Below are 16,257 nucleotides of genomic sequence, written 5' to 3'. Positions count from 1 at the left end.
TTGAACTTTCAGATAAAAAAAATTCTTAAAATTATACTCCCATTATTGTTGGGAGTTTTTTTAGTCTGGTATTCATTATCTAAAGTTTCTATTTCAGAAATACTTATTTACTTTAAAAAAGCCAATTACTTCTGGCTTTTTCTTGGTGTTTTTCTTGGTTTGTTAAGTCATTTATCTCGTGCTTACCGTTGGTTATTTATGTTAGAGCCTTTGGGTTATAAAATTAAATTTGGCAATAGTTTTATGGCTGTTTTTGCTGCCTATTTAATTAATTATACCATTCCCAGAGCAGGTGAAGTTGCCAGAGCCTCTATTATAGCAAATTATGAAGATGTGCCTTTCGAGAAAGGCTTTGGTACTATTGTCGCAGAGCGTATCGCCGATTTAATTGTTATGTTTAGTATTATTTTGGTCACTCTTTTTCTTCAATTCGATTTCATTTATGCCTTTTTAATTGAAAGATTTAATCCTGTTAAAATTAGTATCGCTTTGGTTGCTTTATGCGTTTTAGCATGGGTTTTTGTAAACCTTATTAAAAAAAGCCAATCGGCTTTGGCACAAAAAATTAAAAGTTTTATTTCGGGTTTATTAGAAGGTCTTTTAAGCATTTTTAAAATGAAGAAAAAATGGGCCTTCATTTTTCATACTTTATTTATATGGGCTATGTATGTGCTCATGTTTTACGTAACGTCTTTTTCAATTGAAGATTTACAGGGTATTTCAATGGGAACCATTTTAGTTGGATTTATTTCTGCAAGTTTCAGTATTGCAGCAACCAATGGAGGTATTGGTTCATATCCGTTGGCCATTTATGCTGCTTTTTCAATTTTTGGTATTGCAGAACAACCAAGTATTGCTTTTGGTTGGATTATGTGGTCGTCGCAAACCTTAATGATAATTATTTTTGGTGGGTTGTCGTTGTTATACCTTCCCATTTATAACAGAAAAAACAAGCGATAACTCGTTTTAAAGTTTTGCTTTATTTCATACCTTGCCATTATAAAATTCAAAATACTTTTTTATGAAGAAGAATTTCCTTTCTATTTTATTAATCGTTTTTACGGGATTTATTCTAAATGCTCAGGCTAAATATGAAACTTTCGAGTCTTCAAAATTAGGAGAAACAAGAGAAATAAAAATATTACTACCTAGAAGCTACAAAACAGATAGAAATAAAGAATATCCGGTAATTTTTGTTTTAGATGGCGATTATTTATTTGAAGCAGTTTCTGGAAATGTCGATTATTACTCGTATTGGGAGGATATGCCAGAATCTGTAGTGGTGGGAATTAATCAAGTTGGAAAGCGTTACGACGATTGTTTATATTCTAAACAAAACTCGTTGCCTATAGAGTCTGGAGCTAATTTTTTTGAGTTTTTAGGCATGGAGCTATTACCTTACATAGAACAAAACTTCCGAACTACCAATTTTCGTGTTATTGTAGGTCATGGTGAAACAGCTAATTTTATTAATTATTATTTGTTAAAGCCCCAACCATTATTTCAGGCATATATAACAATAAGTCCAGAACTTGCTCCAGACATGATTACCTATTTACCTGAGCAATTAAAAAAAGTACAAACGAGTACGTTTTATTATTTAGCAAATACGCATAACGATACAGAATCTATTAAAAAGGCAACTTCGGCATTAAATACAGATTTGGCAGCTATTGAAAATGACAAACTATTATACAGTTTTGATAGTTTTGAAAAACCTTCTCATTATTCGGTGCCATTATCTGCCATTCCAAATGCATTGCAAAACTTTTTTAGTGTGTATCAGCCCATCAGTAAAAAAGAATATCAAGAAACTATTTTAAAATTGGATGGCTCGCCTGTAGAATATCTTCAAAAAAAATATGAAGACATTTTTAACTTGTATGGTTTAAAAAAGAAAATATTAATTAACGATTTTAGAGCCATAGCGGCAGCTATCGAAAAAAATGAAAAATTCGACGATTACGAACAACTAGGTAAGATTGCCAGAGATTTATATCCTAAAACCTTATTAGGAAGCTATTATTTAGCGCGTTTTTACGAAGAGAAAGGGGAGTCTAAAAAAGCCATGCGAACCTATCAATCTGGATATACTTTAGATGAGATTGCTGGTATTACAAAAGATGAAATGTCACAAAAGGCAGAAGCCATTAAAAGCGATTTCGGGTATTAATGGCTAAAGTAAAAACAACCTTTTTTTGTCAGAGTTGCGGTTCGCAATATGCCAAATGGCAAGGACAATGCAACGCTTGTAAAGCATGGAACACCATTGTAGAAGAAGTCATTCAAACACCCGAAAAGAGCGATTGGAAATCGCTCACTTCAATCGTAAAAAGGGCAGCTGTTCCATTACGAATAAAAGATATTGATGCTTCAAATGAAGCAAGATTAGACACCTTCGATGGTGAATTTAATCGCGTGCTTGGTGGTGGTATTGTGCCAGGTTCTTTAACCTTGTTGGGAGGCGAACCAGGTGTAGGTAAAAGTACCTTATTGCTTCAAATCTCATTAAAGTTACCTTATAAAACCTTGTACGTTTCTGGTGAAGAAAGTCAAAAACAAATAAAAATGCGTGCAGAACGCATCAATCCAGACAACAACAACTGTTATATACTTACCGAAACTAAAACTCAAAATATCTTCAAACAAATTGAAGCTTTAGAGCCCGATATTGTTATTATCGATTCCATTCAAACATTGCATAGCGATTATATAGAATCGTCGTCGGGTAGTATTTCTCAAATTAAAGAATGTACCACAGAGCTTATAAAATTTGCTAAAGAAACTGCTACTCCAGTTGTTTTAATTGGTCATATTACTAAAGATGGTAACATAGCCGGACCTAAAATACTAGAGCATATGGTTGATACGGTTTTACAGTTTGAAGGCGATAGAAACCATGTTTTCAGAATTTTACGCGCGCACAAAAACCGATTCGGTTCCACAAACGAGTTAGGAATTTACGAAATGCAAGGTTCTGGTTTGCGTGAAGTTACCAATCCTTCAGAGATTTTAATTTCTAAAAAAGACGAAGAATTATCGGGGAATGCCATTGCAGCCACATTAGAAGGTATGCGCCCGTTAATGATAGAAGTTCAGGCGCTGGTAAGCACCGCAGTTTATGGCACACCCCAACGTAGTGCCACTGGGTTTAATGCCAAACGCTTAAATATGTTATTGGCAGTTTTAGAAAAACGTGCCGGATTTAGGCTGGCTGCTAAAGATGTTTTTTTAAACATCACAGGCGGTATTACGGTAGACGACCCAGCCATCGATTTAGCCGTGGTTGCAGCAATTTTATCATCTAACGAAGATGTTGCTCTGCAAAAAGATTTTTGTTTTGCAGCCGAGGTTGGTTTATCTGGCGAAATACGTCCGGTTCAGAGAGTGGAACAACGTATATTAGAAGCCGAAAAGCTCGGTTTTTCAACAATTTTTGTATCTAAATACAACAAAATAACCCTTAAAAATACCGTTATTAAAATTCAATTAATCTCTAAAATTGAAGATTTGGTAGATTTTGTTATTTAGTTAATTCTTAGCGTTTTTAAGTTTCAAATTGCAAATATGAGATTTAAGCTTTAAAAGCGTGTAAATTATTTAATTCTCGGGGGTCTATTTCCTTAAAATTATTTAATTTCGCACCTCGATTAGAAATTGGATAAAATGAAAGCGAAATTTCCTGAATATAAAGGACTTGACTTACCAAATGTTGCAGAAGAAATTCTTAACTATTGGCAAGAAAACAACATCTTCGAAAAAAGTGTTACAACAAGAGAAAATCACGAGTCGTTTGTGTTTTTTGAAGGGCCACCTTCTGCAAACGGATTACCTGGTGTTCACCACGTTTTAGCGCGCGCTATTAAAGATATTTTTCCACGTTACAAAACCATGAAAGGCTTCCAGGTAAAGCGTAAAGCGGGTTGGGATACTCATGGTTTGCCTATTGAGTTAGGCGTAGAAAAAGAGCTTGGCATTACTAAAGAAGATATTGGTAAAACCATTTCTGTTGAAGATTATAACGCCGCCTGTCGTAAAGCCGTAATGCGTTACACCGATGTTTGGAACGACCTAACCCAAAAAATGGGATATTGGGTAGATATGGACGACCCATACATTACCTACGAACCAAAATATATGGAGAGTGTTTGGTGGTTGTTAAAAGAAATTTATAACAAGAATTTATTATACAAAGGCTATACCATACAGCCGTATTCACCAAAAGCTGGTACAGGTTTAAGTTCGCACGAGTTAAATCAGCCCGGTACGTATCAAGATGTAACCGATACAACCATTGTTGCTCAATTTAAAGCTAACCAAGCATCGTTACCAGATTTTTTACAAAACGAAGGCGATATTTATTTTCTAGCTTGGACCACAACGCCTTGGACCTTACCGAGTAATACAGCTTTAACGGTTGGTCCAAAAATTGAATACGTTTTGATTGAAACATACAACCAATATACATTTCAGCCTATGAATGTGATTTTAGCTAAGAAATTAGTTAACTACCAATTCGCAGGGAAATTTAACCAGGTTGAAAACAAATCGGAGCTTTTAGATTATAAATCGGGCGATAAAAAAATACCATTTTACGTAGTAAAAGAATTTCTTGGTAAAGATTTAGTTGGTATCACTTACGAGCAATTGTTGCCATATGTGCTTCCAAACGATAATCCAGAACATGCGTTTAGAGTTATTTCTGGAGATTTCGTTACTACCGAAGATGGTACAGGTATTGTGCATACTGCTCCTACATTTGGAGCCGATGATGCACTGGTAGCTAAACAAGCAACACCAGAAGTGCCACCTATGTTGGTTAAAGACGAAAACGGCAACTTAGTGCCTTTAGTAGATTTACAAGGTAAATTTAGACCCGAAGTTGGCGAGTTTGCAGGTAAATATGTTAAAAATGAATATTACAATGAAGGCGAAGCGCCTGAGCGTTCGGTAGATGTTGAAATAGCCATTAAATTAAAAGAAGAAAATAAAGCCTTTAAGGTTGAAAAATATAAGCACAGCTATCCAAACTGCTGGCGAACCGATAAACCTATTTTATACTACCCGTTAGATTCTTGGTTTATTAAAGTAACCGACGTTAAAGAACGCATGTTCGAGCTTAATGAAACCATTAACTGGAAGCCAAAAGCTACAGGAACAGGTCGTTTTGGAAACTGGTTGGCCAATGCAAACGATTGGAATTTATCGCGCTCACGCTATTGGGGTATTCCGTTGCCAATTTGGAGAACAGAAGATGGCAAAGAAGAAATTTGTATTGGTTCGGTTGAAGAACTTAAGCAAGAAATGGCAAAAGCGGTTTCTGCCGGTGTGCTTTCAAAAGCTATTTTTGAAGATTTTGAAGTTGGAAACAATTCCGATGAAAACTATGCTAAAATAGACTTACACAAAAATATTGTTGATGACATTATTTTGGTATCTGCAAGTGGCAAACCAATGAAACGTGAAAGCGATTTAATTGATGTTTGGTTCGATTCTGGTTCCATGCCTTACGCACAATGGCATTACCCTTTTGAAAATAAGGATTTAATAGATAAAGGAACTTCGTATCCAGCCGATTTTATTGCAGAAGGTGTCGATCAAACACGTGGTTGGTTTTATACGCTTCACGCTATTGCAACCATGGTTTTCGATTCGGTAGCTTATAAAAACGTGGTTTCTAATGGTTTGGTTTTAGATAAGAACGGACAAAAAATGTCGAAACGTTTAGGCAATGCCATCGACCCGTTTGAAACTTTATCAACTTACGGAGCCGATGCAACCCGTTGGTACATGATTTCAAATGCCAATCCATGGGATAACTTAAAATTCGATTTAGAAGGTATTGAAGAAGTAAAACGTAAATTCTTCGGTACGTTATATAATACGTATTCGTTTTTTCAGCTGTATGCGAATTTAGATAATTTCACCTATGCCGAAGCCGATATTCCTCTGGATGAACGCCCAGAAATTGACAGATGGATTCTTTCAGAATTAAATACATTAATTCAAAAAGTAGATGCTTATTACGCCGAATATGAGCCAACAAAAGCGGCTCGTGCCATTTCAGATTTTACGCAAGATTACTTAAGTAACTGGTATGTGCGATTAAGCAGAAGACGTTTCTGGAAAGGCGATTACCAAGCCGATAAAATCTCAGCATATCAAACATTATATACTTGTATGCTTACCATAGCGAAGTTAGGTGCACCAATAGCCCCATTCTTTATGGATAAATTATACATGGATTTAAATGGCGTTACTAATAAAGAAACATTTGAAAGTGTTCATTTAGCCGAGTTCCCAGTATTTGATGCTTCATTTGTAGATAAGTCGTTAGAGCGTAAAATGGAAAGTGCTCAAATAATTTCATCGTTAGTTTTATCGTTACGAGCTAAAGAAAAAATTAAAGTACGCCAGCCGCTTCAAAAAATAATGATTCCTGTTAATAATAAGCAACAGAAAGAAGAAATAGCAGCTGTTTCCGATTTAATTAAACATGAGGTTAATGTTAAAGAAATTGAACTGTTAGAAGAAGCTTCAGACATCTTAGTAAAACAAATAAAACCTAATTTTAAAACCTTAGGACCGCGCTTTGGAAAGGACATGAAAGCCATTGCCAATGCAGTAATTAACTTTTTACCAGAAGATATTAACAAAATAGAACAAAATGGTTCTTTAGAGGTTGAAGTTAATGGAAAAAATATATCTTTAGGTCTTGATGATGTGGAGATTACCTCACAAGATATTGAAGGCTGGTTGGTAGCAAATGAAGGCAGTTTAACAGTGGCTTTAGATGTTACAATTAGTGAAGATTTACGAAAAGAAGGTATTGCCAGAGAGCTTGTAAATCGTATTCAGAATTTAAGAAAAGATTCTGGATTTGAAGTAACCGATCGAATCGATGTGAAGCTTCAAAAAGACGAACAAATTACAAGTGCTATTGAAGCTAATAAAGCTTATATTAAAGCTGAAACTTTAGCCGATGAACTTGAAATAATAGATATATTAGAAAACGGTATAGAAATTGCCTTTGATGATGTAAATACCAAATTGTTTATACAAAAAAATTAGAAATATGGATTTAGATTTAAATGTAAGATACCCTGATAAGGATTTAGCCGAGTTTAAAGTTATTATCTTAGAAAAAATAGAAAAAGCACAGCACGATTTAGAGCTTATTAAAAGTGCCTACATGAATAATCATTCTAACGGTACCGAAGATACTTCACCTACATTTAAAGCCTTTGATGAAGGTAGTGAGGTCATGAGTAAAGAATCTAATTCTCAGTTGGCTATTAGACAAGAAAAGTTTATTCGCGATTTAAAAAATGCGCTTATAAGAATTGAGAATAAAACCTACGGTGTATGTCGTGTTACTGGTAAATTAATAAACAAAGAACGTTTAAAATTAGTACCTCATGCAACTTTAAGCATCGAAGCAAAAAATATGCAATAAGTATTGCCGAAAATTAATACCTTTAAAACGTCTCGATATATGCGAGACGTTTTTTATTTGTTATGTATACTGGAGTAGCGTTCCTATTTTAAAATTTTAAACGTTAATGTCTTTAAAAAAATCTATAGTCTTAATTATCATTATTTTACTAATTGATCAAATAAGTAAAATTTACATTAAAACCCATTTTAAGCTTCAAGAAAGTATTCATGTATTTGATTGGTTTCAAATCTATTTCATTGAAAATGACGGCATGGCTTGGGGAACAAAAATTAGTGATTTTGTTTCTTTCATTTCCGATCGTACTGCAAAAATTGCTTTAACCGTGTTTCGTGTTATTGCTATTTTTGGAATTGGTTACTGGTTGTATGATGCTACTAAAAAACAGGCTTCTAATACTTTAATTATAGCTGTTGCTCTAATTTTTGCAGGTGCTTTAGGGAATATAATAGATTCGGTGTTTTACGGTGTTTTGTTTGAAGATAGTTTTAATCAAGTCGCTACTTTTTTACCAGAATCTGGTGGTTACGATACCCTTTTACATGGCCGGGTGGTCGATATGCTTTACTTTCCTTTATTTGAGATAGATATTCCAGAATCTTTTCCAGTATATGCAGGCAAACGTTTCAATTTTTTTGAACCCGTTTTTAATATAGCAGATGTAGCTATAAGTACCGGGTTTGTTATGCTTATTGTTTTTAATAAACGTGCATTTAAGAAGATTGATCAAAACCCATAAATGGTTTTAGGAGTTACACAATAGTCGAGTTTTATATCGGTTTCAAAAACATCGGTAATAGCCTGTTCTGCTTCAAAAAAAGAAAGTCCAATTTTTATGGTAGAAGGTTTACAATCGGTTAAAAAACGATCGTAAAAACCTTTGCCGTAACCAATGCGATTTCCAACGGCATCAAAAGCCAAAAGCGGAATAAAAACAACCTCTATTTTTTCAGTTGAAATTTCTATACCATCAATAGGTTCGGGAATGTTGTATGCGTTTTTTTTAATTTTTGTATTGTCTGTTAATAGAAAATGCGTCATTAAACCCGTTTCAAAATCACTTTTTGAAATCACAATGTTTTTGTCTTTTCCAGAGAGAATGTTTAAAATATAATCGGTGTTAATTTCTTTTTGTTCTTCAATAGATAAAAAGATATGGTAAAAGCTGAAATCCCAGATGGGTAATTTTAAAAGTTTATTCGCCACAGTCATGCTTAAATCGTCAACACGATTGACATCCAATGCATTACGAAGCTTTTTGTATTTTTTTCGTAATTCGGGTTTAAGCATTTTTAGCGTTTTAATTTAGTAGAAATATGAAAAAGCGCATCTCCCTGATACACAATAGGCGATTCGTTTACATTAATTATGTATCCAGAATTAGGTGCTTTCACATCGAAGTTTAATTTCCCGTACGGGTCGGTTATACTTCCAATAATATCGCCTTTTTTAACTAAACTACCAATGGCAATATCGGCTCGAAACATCCCAGAATGACTGGCGCGTTGCCAACGACTATCATTAATAAAAACGATTTCTTTCTTTTGTTTTGGGACTTTTATTTTCACGTTAAGCATGCCTAAATGACTTAAAACGCGTTTGGCACCGTTTACACCAGCATTGGTTACTGTTTCGTCGATGTGATGCGATTTTCCGCCTTCAAATAAAAGCATGTGTTTACCCAGTTTAAAGCAGGTATCTCGAAACGATTTTTTTAAGTGCGATGAATATAAAACAAAAGGAGCCCCAAAAACCTTTGCCAGTTCGTTTAATGCTCTGCTTTCTTTAGATATGCGAATTTGAGGCGCGTTAAATCTACCTGCACCACCAGTATGAAAATCCATTACGTAGTCTACGTAAGGCATAATTTCATGAATTAATTTATGTGCGACGCGGCTGGCCAAAGAGCCATCAACAGTACCCGGAAACACTCTATTTAAATCTCTGCCATCGGGGAATTCGCGTTTTAAAGTAATAAAACCAAAAACATTTATAACAGGAATGCAGATAATGGTTCCGCATTTGGGTTTATTAATACCTTGAGCAATAATTTTTCTTACAATTTCGACACCGTTAACTTCGTCGCCGTGAATTCCAGCAGTAAAAAGTACAATAGGACCAGGTTTTTTTGCGCGTTCTATAATAATAGGAACATTTACCGGTGATGAGGTATGCAAGTTTGCAACATCAAAATTTACTTCTTTACTTTCGCCGGGATATATTTTTGTGTCTAAAATGGTTAAAATATTGGTCGATGGTAGTTGCATATATTATTTGTGTCTGTTTCTTTCGATATACGTTATAATACTTTTAGCAATATTTTTTCCGGTAGCCGCTTCAATACCTTCTAAACCTGGAGTAGAATTTACTTCAAGAAGTAAAGGTCCACGAGCAGATTGAAGCATATCTACGCCGCAAACAGGTAACTTTAAAACCTTTGAAGCGTTCATCGCCAAACGAAGTTCGTCTTCGCTTAATTTAATAATATTGGCAGAACCACCACGGTGTAAATTAGATCGAAACTCTCCTTCTTTACCTTGGCGTTTCATAGCTCCAACTACTTGTCCGTCTACAATTAAAGCTCTAATATCGGCGCCTTTAGCTTCCTTTATAAATTCTTGAACTATAACACGCGCTTCTAAGCCATTAAAAGCTTCTAAAACCGATTCGGCAGCATTTTTGGTTTCGGCTAAAACAACCCCCAAACCTTGGGTGCCTTCTAAAAGTTTTATAATTACAGGAACACCACCTACATGTTCTATAACTTCCTCTACATCACGAGAGTAGTTGGTAAAAACGGTTTTAGGCATACCTATACCAGCCTTGCTAAGACGTTGCAAACTGCGCAGTTTATCTCTTGAACGCTGAATGGCATCGGAGGTAGCTATGGTGAAAGTGTTCATCATTTCAAATTGACGTACCACCGCACAGCCATAAAATGTTATAGAAGCGCCAATTCTAGGAATTACAGCATCAACATAGTCTAAATATCGGTTTTTATAGAAAATAGTAGGTTTCTCTTTTTCTATAATAATATCGCACTTTAATGGGTCTATAATTTCTACAAGATGTCCTCTTTTTTTGCCTTCTTCTACCAGTCTGTCTGTAGAATATAAATTAGGATTTCTTGATAATATAACTATGTTCATGGTGTTTTTGAGTTAAAGGAAACGTTCTCTAAATCGACATCTACAATAAATTTGCGTTTTAAAAACTGTCTTCCAATGAGCACAGGAAACTTCATGTCGTCGCGCGTGCTTAATGTTAAATTAATTTTATATGTTTTTCCGAAAAACACCACATCAGATTTAATTTTATATCTATTTTCTTTAAATCCGTTGCTGCTTTTTACCTTCGTTCGCGAATATTCACTAAAAACAATTTCGGTTTTGCCAAAATTTTCATGTGAATTACTATTAAAAATACAATGAAGTTTTAGGTCTATTTCAATAATTTCAGAGCAATGTATGGCAGAGGTAAAAGCACCCGTATCAATTTTTACGTCAATATTGAATAAACCCAAACTAGGGAAATCTGTTTTATCGACTCTGCCTATTGTTTTTTTACTCATTGTTTCATTTTAAAAGTGCCGCAATGTAACAAATTAGTTATTTAATAAGCCATTTGTGTATAAAAGTTTAACACATTTACTTGAACACATTCCGGTTAAAAAAATTTAAAATAATTACCTTTGAAATGAACTTGAATAAAAGATAAATATAACGATTCTTTCGTTTTAATGACACAATATCTTTTGTTATGAAAAAGTTATCAATGCGATTACCTTACTAAATTCATGGAAAACCCAACCTTAGAAATCCAATTAAAAACCTTACCCGAATTACCCGGAGTGTATCAATATTACGATGCTAATGGTACAATAATTTATGTTGGGAAAGCAAAAAACTTAAAAAAACGAGTAAGTTCTTATTTTAACAAAACACACGATAGTGGTAAAACCCGCGTTTTAGTTAAGAAAATAAACAGCATAAAACATATTGTTGTAGATACCGAAACCGATGCGCTGTTGCTCGAGAATAATTTAATAAAAAAGTATCAGCCCAGGTATAATGTTTTATTGAAAGACGACAAATCGTATCCTTGGATTTGTATAAAAAAAGAACGGTTCCCTCGAGTGTTTTCTACAAGACGCGTAATAAAAGACGGTAGCGAATATTTCGGACCTTATACCAGCGGAAAAACGGTGCAAACCTTACTCGGTTTAATAAAAGGACTTTACAGTTTGCGAACTTGTAATTACGATTTATCTGAAGCAAAAATTGAAGCCGACAAATACAAAGTATGTTTAGAATACCATTTAGGCAATTGCAAAGGCGCCTGTGAGGGCTATGAAACCGAGGCCGAATACAGTAACAACATTCAAGAAATAAAAGAGATTTTAAAAGGAAATTTTAAAGATTCATTGGCGCAATTTAAATCTCAAATGAAAACCTTTGCCGAAGAAATGCGATTTGAAGAAGCGCAAAAAATAAAAGAAAAATTAGAAATTCTAGAAAATTACCAGGCCAAGTCTACCATCGTAAATCCGAAAATAAGTAATGTCGATGTGTTTTCTATTGTTAGCGACGAAAGTTATGGTTATATTAACTTTTTACAAATTTCTTATGGTTCTATTATTCGCTCGCATACCCTCGAAATTAAAAAGAAATTAGACGAAACAGACTTAGAACTTTTAGAATTAGCCATTGTTGAAATTAGGCAACGATTTAATTCAAATTCAAAAGAAATTTACGTACCTTTTAATGTAGATATCGGAGAAAATATTAAGGTAACCGTGCCGCAATTAGGCGACAAAAAACACATTTTAGATTTGTCTGTTCGCAATGCAAAATATTATAGAATAGAACGGTTTAAACAAATAAAAATTACCGATCCAGACCGCCATGTTAATAGAATTATGTCGCAAATGAAAACCGATTTGCGTTTGCACGAAGAGCCGAGGCATATTGAATGTTTCGATAATTCCAACATACAAGGAACCAATCCGGTTGCGGCCTGTGTGGTATTTAAAAATGGAAAGCCAAGTAAAAAAGATTACAGGCATTTTAATATAAAAACAGTTGAAGGTCCAGACGATTTTGCATCTATGGAAGAAGTAGTGTATCGACGCTACAAACGTTTACTCGAAGAAGAAGCGCCCTTGCCTCAACTCATAATAATTGATGGTGGAAAAGGGCAACTATCATCGGCTTTAAAAAGTTTAGATGCCCTAAATTTAAGAGGAAAAATAGCTATAATCGGAATTGCGAAGCGTTTGGAAGAATTATTTTACCCAAATGATTCAGTTCCATTATATTTAGATAAGAAAAGCGAAACCCTAAAAGTTATTCAGCACTTAAGAAATGAAGCACACCGTTTCGGAATAGAACATCACCGAAACCGAAGAAGTAAAATGGCTTTAAATACCGAGTTAGAAACGATTGCGGGAATTGGAGATAAAACGGTTGTAGACTTGTTAAAACATTTTAAATCTGTAAAACGTATTATGGAAGCAGAATTTAATGAGCTGGAAGCAGTTGTGGGACAATCGAGAGCCCAAAAAATATATAGTTATTATCACAAAAAATAACACGTTTTAATGCAAAACCAAATTAAATATATTCTAACTTTTCTATTACTTTTTACAGGGTTTGTTGGTATTTCGCAAAGTCAACAAAAGCACGACAGAAAGGTGGGTTTGGTTTTAAGTGGAGGTGGTGCTAAAGGATTGGCACATATAGGTGTTTTAAAAGTTTTAGATAGTTTAGGCGTAAAAGTCGATTATGTAGCTGGTACCAGTATGGGGGCTGTTATTGGTGGGTTGTATGCATCGGGGTATTCGGGGAATCAATTAGACTCACTTTTTAATGAAGTCGATTTCGATAAATTAATTAACGACGATTTACCGCGTGTTTCAAAACCCTTTTTCGAAAGAAATAATTCCGAAAAATATGCCATTACACTGCCTTTCGAGAATTTTAAAGTGGCTTTGCCATCGGCACTTTCAAAAGGTCAAAACGTTTATAATTTATTGGCCAAATTAACTTTACACGTTAATAGTATTCAAGATTTCGAAAAATTACCTGTACCGTTTTTTTGTGTTGCCACCAATGTAGAAAATGGGAAAGCGGTTTTTTTAAACCATGGTAATTTGGCACAAGCCATTAGTGCCAGTGCAGCCTTACCTTCGTTGTTTCAGCCCGTAATTATTAATAATGAAGTTTTAATTGATGGGGGCGTTGTTAATAATTACCCAGTCGATGAGCTTCGCGCAAAAGGTATGGATGTAATTATTGGGGTTGATGTACAAGACGGATTAGCCTCTAGAGACGAGTTAACCTCTGCACCCGATGTTTTGGTTCAAATTAATAATTTTAGAACCATTAACGACATGAAATTAAAGGTCGGTAAAACCGATATTTATATAAAACCTAATATTAAAGAGTATAGCGTAATATCTTTCGATGAAGGTGCTCAAATTATTAAAAATGGTATAGAGGCCGCACAAAACAAAAGTGCAGAATTAAATGAAATCGCTGAGATTACCAAATCTAAATTAGCTTCTCAAGTACAAATAAAACATCACGACAGTATTTATATAAAACAAGTTATTGTTAAAGGAACCGATAAGTATACACGTGCTTATATTTTGGGAAAACTTAAGTTAAAAGGCAATACCAAAATAAGTTATGTAAAGTTTATTGAAGGTATAAATAATTTAGTAGGAACCAATAATTTCGATTCTTTTGAATACGAATTACAAGCCTCGGAAGATAACGAGGGCTTCAATTTAATAACCAATTTAAAGGAGAATAAAGTAACTACTTACGTTAAGCTTGGTTTGCATTTTGATGATTTGTACAAAAGCGCCGCTTTGTTGAATATCACCAAAAAGCGATGGTTGTATAGAAATGATGTTGCTTCGTTGGATGTGATTTTGGGTGATAATGTGCGATATAATTTTGACTATTTTATAGATAAGGGGTTTTATTGGAGTATTGGTGTGCGTTCTAGGTTTAATCAATTCAATAAAAATATTAGTGCTAAATTATTATTAGATGATACCGAAATTTCTGTTTCTGGACTCAACAAATTAGACGCCGAGCTTAGGGACCAAACCAATCAAATTTATGTGCAAACCTTGTTTAAAAAAGATTTTGCTTTAAGTTTTGGGGGCGAGCATAAGCGATTAAATATTAAATCGGAAACCATAAACACAAGAAATAGTTTAAATGAATATATATTCGAAAAAACAGATTATTTCAGCATTTTTGGCAATTTAAAATTAGATACTTACGATAATAAGTACTTCCCGAAAAAGGGAGTTTATTTTAATGGCGATGTACACATGTACTTGTACGCTTCGAGCTTTAACAAAGATTTTGATAATTTCACTCTGGCTAAAGCCGATTTAGGATACGCATTTTCGGCAACCGATAAATTGTCGTTTAATGTTACCGCTAGTGGCGGATTTAAAGCAGGTAACAAGTCAACCCAAACCATAGATTTTGCATTAGGAGGCTATGGTAATAATTTAATAAACAATTTTATTCCATTTATTGGCTACGATTTTATTTCTTTAACAGGCGATAGTTTTGTGAAAGGAGCTGTCATTGCAGACTACGAAATATTTAAAAAAAATCACATCACACTGGAAGGCAACTGGGCTAATATTGATAACGATATTTTTGAAAGTGGCGAATGGTTTACAGCACCCAATTATAGAGGTTATGGACTCGGTTATGCAATAGAAACCTTGTTAGGACCTGTTCAGTTTAAATATTCATATTCACCAGAACAAAAACAAAGCATTTGGTTTTTTAATGTTGGCTATTGGTTTTAATTAATTTTAAATTTATTCTGCCTTAATTACGAAACCCTAAAATTAACAGTAACCTCTCCTTATTATTACAAACGGTAATACTAAATTTCATATTTTTGGAATGGTAATTGTATTTTATAAAGCATTATCATTATTTGTTAATTTTTATTGTTACATTTCAATTACCCCAATTAATATGAAAAAAACGCTATTAATATTTGTCATACTACTCACGACGCATTTTTTAAATGCCCAGCAGGAATCTGCTTTTCAGGAGGGTGAATGGTTTAAGTTTAAAATGAGTTATAGCGGCTTCTTAAAAGCGGGTAATGCCACTTTAGAAGTTAAAGAAACTAATCTTAACAATAAAGAAGTGTATCATGTAGTTGGAAAAGGCTGGACAACCGGAATGATTAAATGGTTCTTTAAAGTAAAAGACCGGTACGAAAGCTATTTCGATAAATATACTATTAAACCTTATAAATTTATTAGAAATATAGATGAAGGCGGTCACACCAAAGATTTGGAGATAGATTTCGATCAAGAAAATAACAAAGCATTGGTGTTCGATAAAAAGAAAAAAACTAAAAAAACCTTTTCAACGCCTTCAAACGTTCAAGATATGGTTTCTACTTATTATTATTTAAGAAATACTATCGATGTAGCGAAATTAAAAATTGGAGACGAGATAAGAACCGATATGTTTTTTGATGAAGAAAATTATGGGTTTAAATTAAAATATTTAGGTGAAGAAACTATAGAAACCGATTTTGGCACTATTCGAGCCTTAAAATTTCGACCCTATGTAATGGCAGGTCGCGTGTTTAAGGAAGAAGAAAGTTTAACCCTATGGGTATCTAAAGATAAAAATAAAGTGCCTTTAAGAATTAAAGCAGATTTGGCAGTTGGATCGTTAAGAGCAGATTTAGAAGCTTTTAAAGGTTTGAAGCATTCTTTTAAAGTAATAGTACGTAATTAA

At 34.0% G+C, this 16,257-nt stretch carries 13 protein-coding genes; 9 read left to right on the top strand and 4 right to left on the bottom strand.

Annotated features, from left to right (window positions below; all coding sequences use genetic code 11):
* The 6 genes from AW14_RS02680 to AW14_RS02655 all read left to right on the top strand — a co-directional run bounded on the left by AW14_RS02680 (position 1) and on the right by AW14_RS02655 (position 8,195).
* Positions 1-960, top strand: coding sequence for a lysylphosphatidylglycerol synthase transmembrane domain-containing protein (locus AW14_RS02680; RefSeq protein ID WP_044637410.1), 960 nt, complete (start codon positions 1-3; stop codon positions 958-960).
* A 61-nt stretch (positions 961-1,021) separates the two neighbouring features.
* Positions 1,022-2,173, top strand: coding sequence for an alpha/beta hydrolase (locus AW14_RS02675; RefSeq protein ID WP_044637409.1), 1,152 nt, complete (start codon positions 1,022-1,024; stop codon positions 2,171-2,173).
* The gene (gene radA / locus AW14_RS02670) at positions 2,173-3,531 is read left to right on the top strand and encodes a DNA repair protein RadA (protein ID WP_044637408.1); all 1,359 of its coding nucleotides are present in this window, start codon (positions 2,173-2,175) and stop codon (positions 3,529-3,531) included. Before AW14_RS02675 ends, radA begins: the two co-directional genes overlap by 1 nt.
* 135 nt (positions 3,532-3,666) lie before the next feature.
* Positions 3,667-7,071: an isoleucine--tRNA ligase gene (gene ileS / locus AW14_RS02665; RefSeq protein ID WP_044637407.1), complete on the top strand. Its 3,405-nt coding sequence runs from the start codon at positions 3,667-3,669 to the stop codon at positions 7,069-7,071.
* 4 nt (positions 7,072-7,075) lie between these two features.
* Positions 7,076-7,456: a TraR/DksA family transcriptional regulator gene (locus tag AW14_RS02660; RefSeq protein ID WP_044637406.1), complete on the top strand. Its 381-nt coding sequence runs from the start codon at positions 7,076-7,078 to the stop codon at positions 7,454-7,456.
* Between the two features lie 106 nt (positions 7,457-7,562).
* Positions 7,563-8,195 carry a lipoprotein signal peptidase gene (locus AW14_RS02655; RefSeq protein ID WP_044637405.1) on the top strand — a complete coding sequence of 211 codons (633 nt, stop codon included), beginning with the start codon at positions 7,563-7,565 and terminating at the stop codon, positions 8,193-8,195.
* Here AW14_RS02655 and AW14_RS02650 read toward each other — a convergent pair.
* Genes AW14_RS02650 through AW14_RS02635 form a run of 4 tightly spaced genes read right to left on the bottom strand, consistent with a single transcriptional unit; the run spans position 8,183 to position 11,027 of the window.
* Complete coding sequence (locus tag AW14_RS02650; protein WP_044637404.1) at positions 8,183-8,746, bottom strand: 5-formyltetrahydrofolate cyclo-ligase; 564 nt, start codon at positions 8,744-8,746, stop codon at positions 8,183-8,185. The two genes, AW14_RS02655 and AW14_RS02650, sit on opposite strands and share 13 nt — an antisense overlap.
* A gap of 2 nt (positions 8,747-8,748) precedes the next feature.
* The gene (locus AW14_RS02645) at positions 8,749-9,723 is read right to left on the bottom strand and encodes a succinylglutamate desuccinylase/aspartoacylase family protein (RefSeq protein WP_044637403.1); all 975 of its coding nucleotides are present in this window, start codon (positions 9,721-9,723) and stop codon (positions 8,749-8,751) included.
* A gap of 3 nt (positions 9,724-9,726) precedes the next feature.
* Complete coding sequence (gene rimK / locus AW14_RS02640) at positions 9,727-10,605, bottom strand: 30S ribosomal protein S6--L-glutamate ligase (RefSeq protein ID WP_044637402.1); 879 nt, start codon at positions 10,603-10,605, stop codon at positions 9,727-9,729.
* Positions 10,602-11,027 (bottom strand): ATP-dependent zinc protease family protein, encoded by a 426-nt coding sequence (locus tag AW14_RS02635; RefSeq protein WP_044637401.1) that lies wholly within the window; start codon positions 11,025-11,027, stop codon positions 10,602-10,604. Before AW14_RS02635 ends, rimK begins: the two co-directional genes overlap by 4 nt.
* 225 nt (positions 11,028-11,252) lie before the next feature.
* Here AW14_RS02635 and uvrC point away from each other — a divergent pair, with 225 nt between their 5' ends.
* From uvrC to AW14_RS02620, 3 genes are all read left to right on the top strand, one after another.
* Positions 11,253-13,046 carry an excinuclease ABC subunit UvrC gene (uvrC, locus tag AW14_RS02630; RefSeq protein WP_044637400.1) on the top strand — a complete coding sequence of 598 codons (1,794 nt, stop codon included), beginning with the start codon at positions 11,253-11,255 and terminating at the stop codon, positions 13,044-13,046.
* 9 nt (positions 13,047-13,055) lie between these two features.
* Positions 13,056-15,299, top strand: coding sequence for a patatin-like phospholipase family protein (locus AW14_RS02625; RefSeq protein WP_084708738.1), 2,244 nt, complete (start codon positions 13,056-13,058; stop codon positions 15,297-15,299).
* A gap of 175 nt (positions 15,300-15,474) precedes the next feature.
* Positions 15,475-16,257, top strand: a complete 783-nt coding sequence (locus tag AW14_RS02620) for a DUF3108 domain-containing protein (protein WP_044639459.1) — start codon at positions 15,475-15,477, stop codon at positions 16,255-16,257.

Origin of the sequence: Siansivirga zeaxanthinifaciens CC-SAMT-1, from assembly GCF_000941055.1 — a bacterium.
Lineage (GTDB): Bacteria > Bacteroidota > Bacteroidia > Flavobacteriales > Flavobacteriaceae > Siansivirga > Siansivirga zeaxanthinifaciens.
This window is presented reverse-complemented; position numbering and strand designations above follow the sequence as displayed.

Coding starts and splice junctions, on each gene's coding strand:
- AW14_RS02675 (WP_044637409.1), top strand. CDS start 1,022: ATGAAGAAGAATTTCCTTTCTATTTTATTAATCGTTTTTACGGGATTT.
- radA (WP_044637408.1), top strand. CDS start 2,173: ATGGCTAAAGTAAAAACAACCTTTTTTTGTCAGAGTTGCGGTTCGCAA.
- ileS (WP_044637407.1), top strand. CDS start 3,667: ATGAAAGCGAAATTTCCTGAATATAAAGGACTTGACTTACCAAATGTT.
- AW14_RS02660 (WP_044637406.1), top strand. CDS start 7,076: ATGGATTTAGATTTAAATGTAAGATACCCTGATAAGGATTTAGCCGAG.
- AW14_RS02655 (WP_044637405.1), top strand. CDS start 7,563: ATGTCTTTAAAAAAATCTATAGTCTTAATTATCATTATTTTACTAATT.
- AW14_RS02650 (WP_044637404.1), bottom strand. CDS start 8,746: ATGCTTAAACCCGAATTACGAAAAAAATACAAAAAGCTTCGTAATGCA.
- AW14_RS02645 (WP_044637403.1), bottom strand. CDS start 9,723: ATGCAACTACCATCGACCAATATTTTAACCATTTTAGACACAAAAATA.
- rimK (WP_044637402.1), bottom strand. CDS start 10,605: ATGAACATAGTTATATTATCAAGAAATCCTAATTTATATTCTACAGAC.
- AW14_RS02635 (WP_044637401.1), bottom strand. CDS start 11,027: ATGAGTAAAAAAACAATAGGCAGAGTCGATAAAACAGATTTCCCTAGT.
- uvrC (WP_044637400.1), top strand. CDS start 11,253: ATGGAAAACCCAACCTTAGAAATCCAATTAAAAACCTTACCCGAATTA.
- AW14_RS02625 (WP_084708738.1), top strand. CDS start 13,056: ATGCAAAACCAAATTAAATATATTCTAACTTTTCTATTACTTTTTACA.
- AW14_RS02620 (WP_044639459.1), top strand. CDS start 15,475: ATGAAAAAAACGCTATTAATATTTGTCATACTACTCACGACGCATTTT.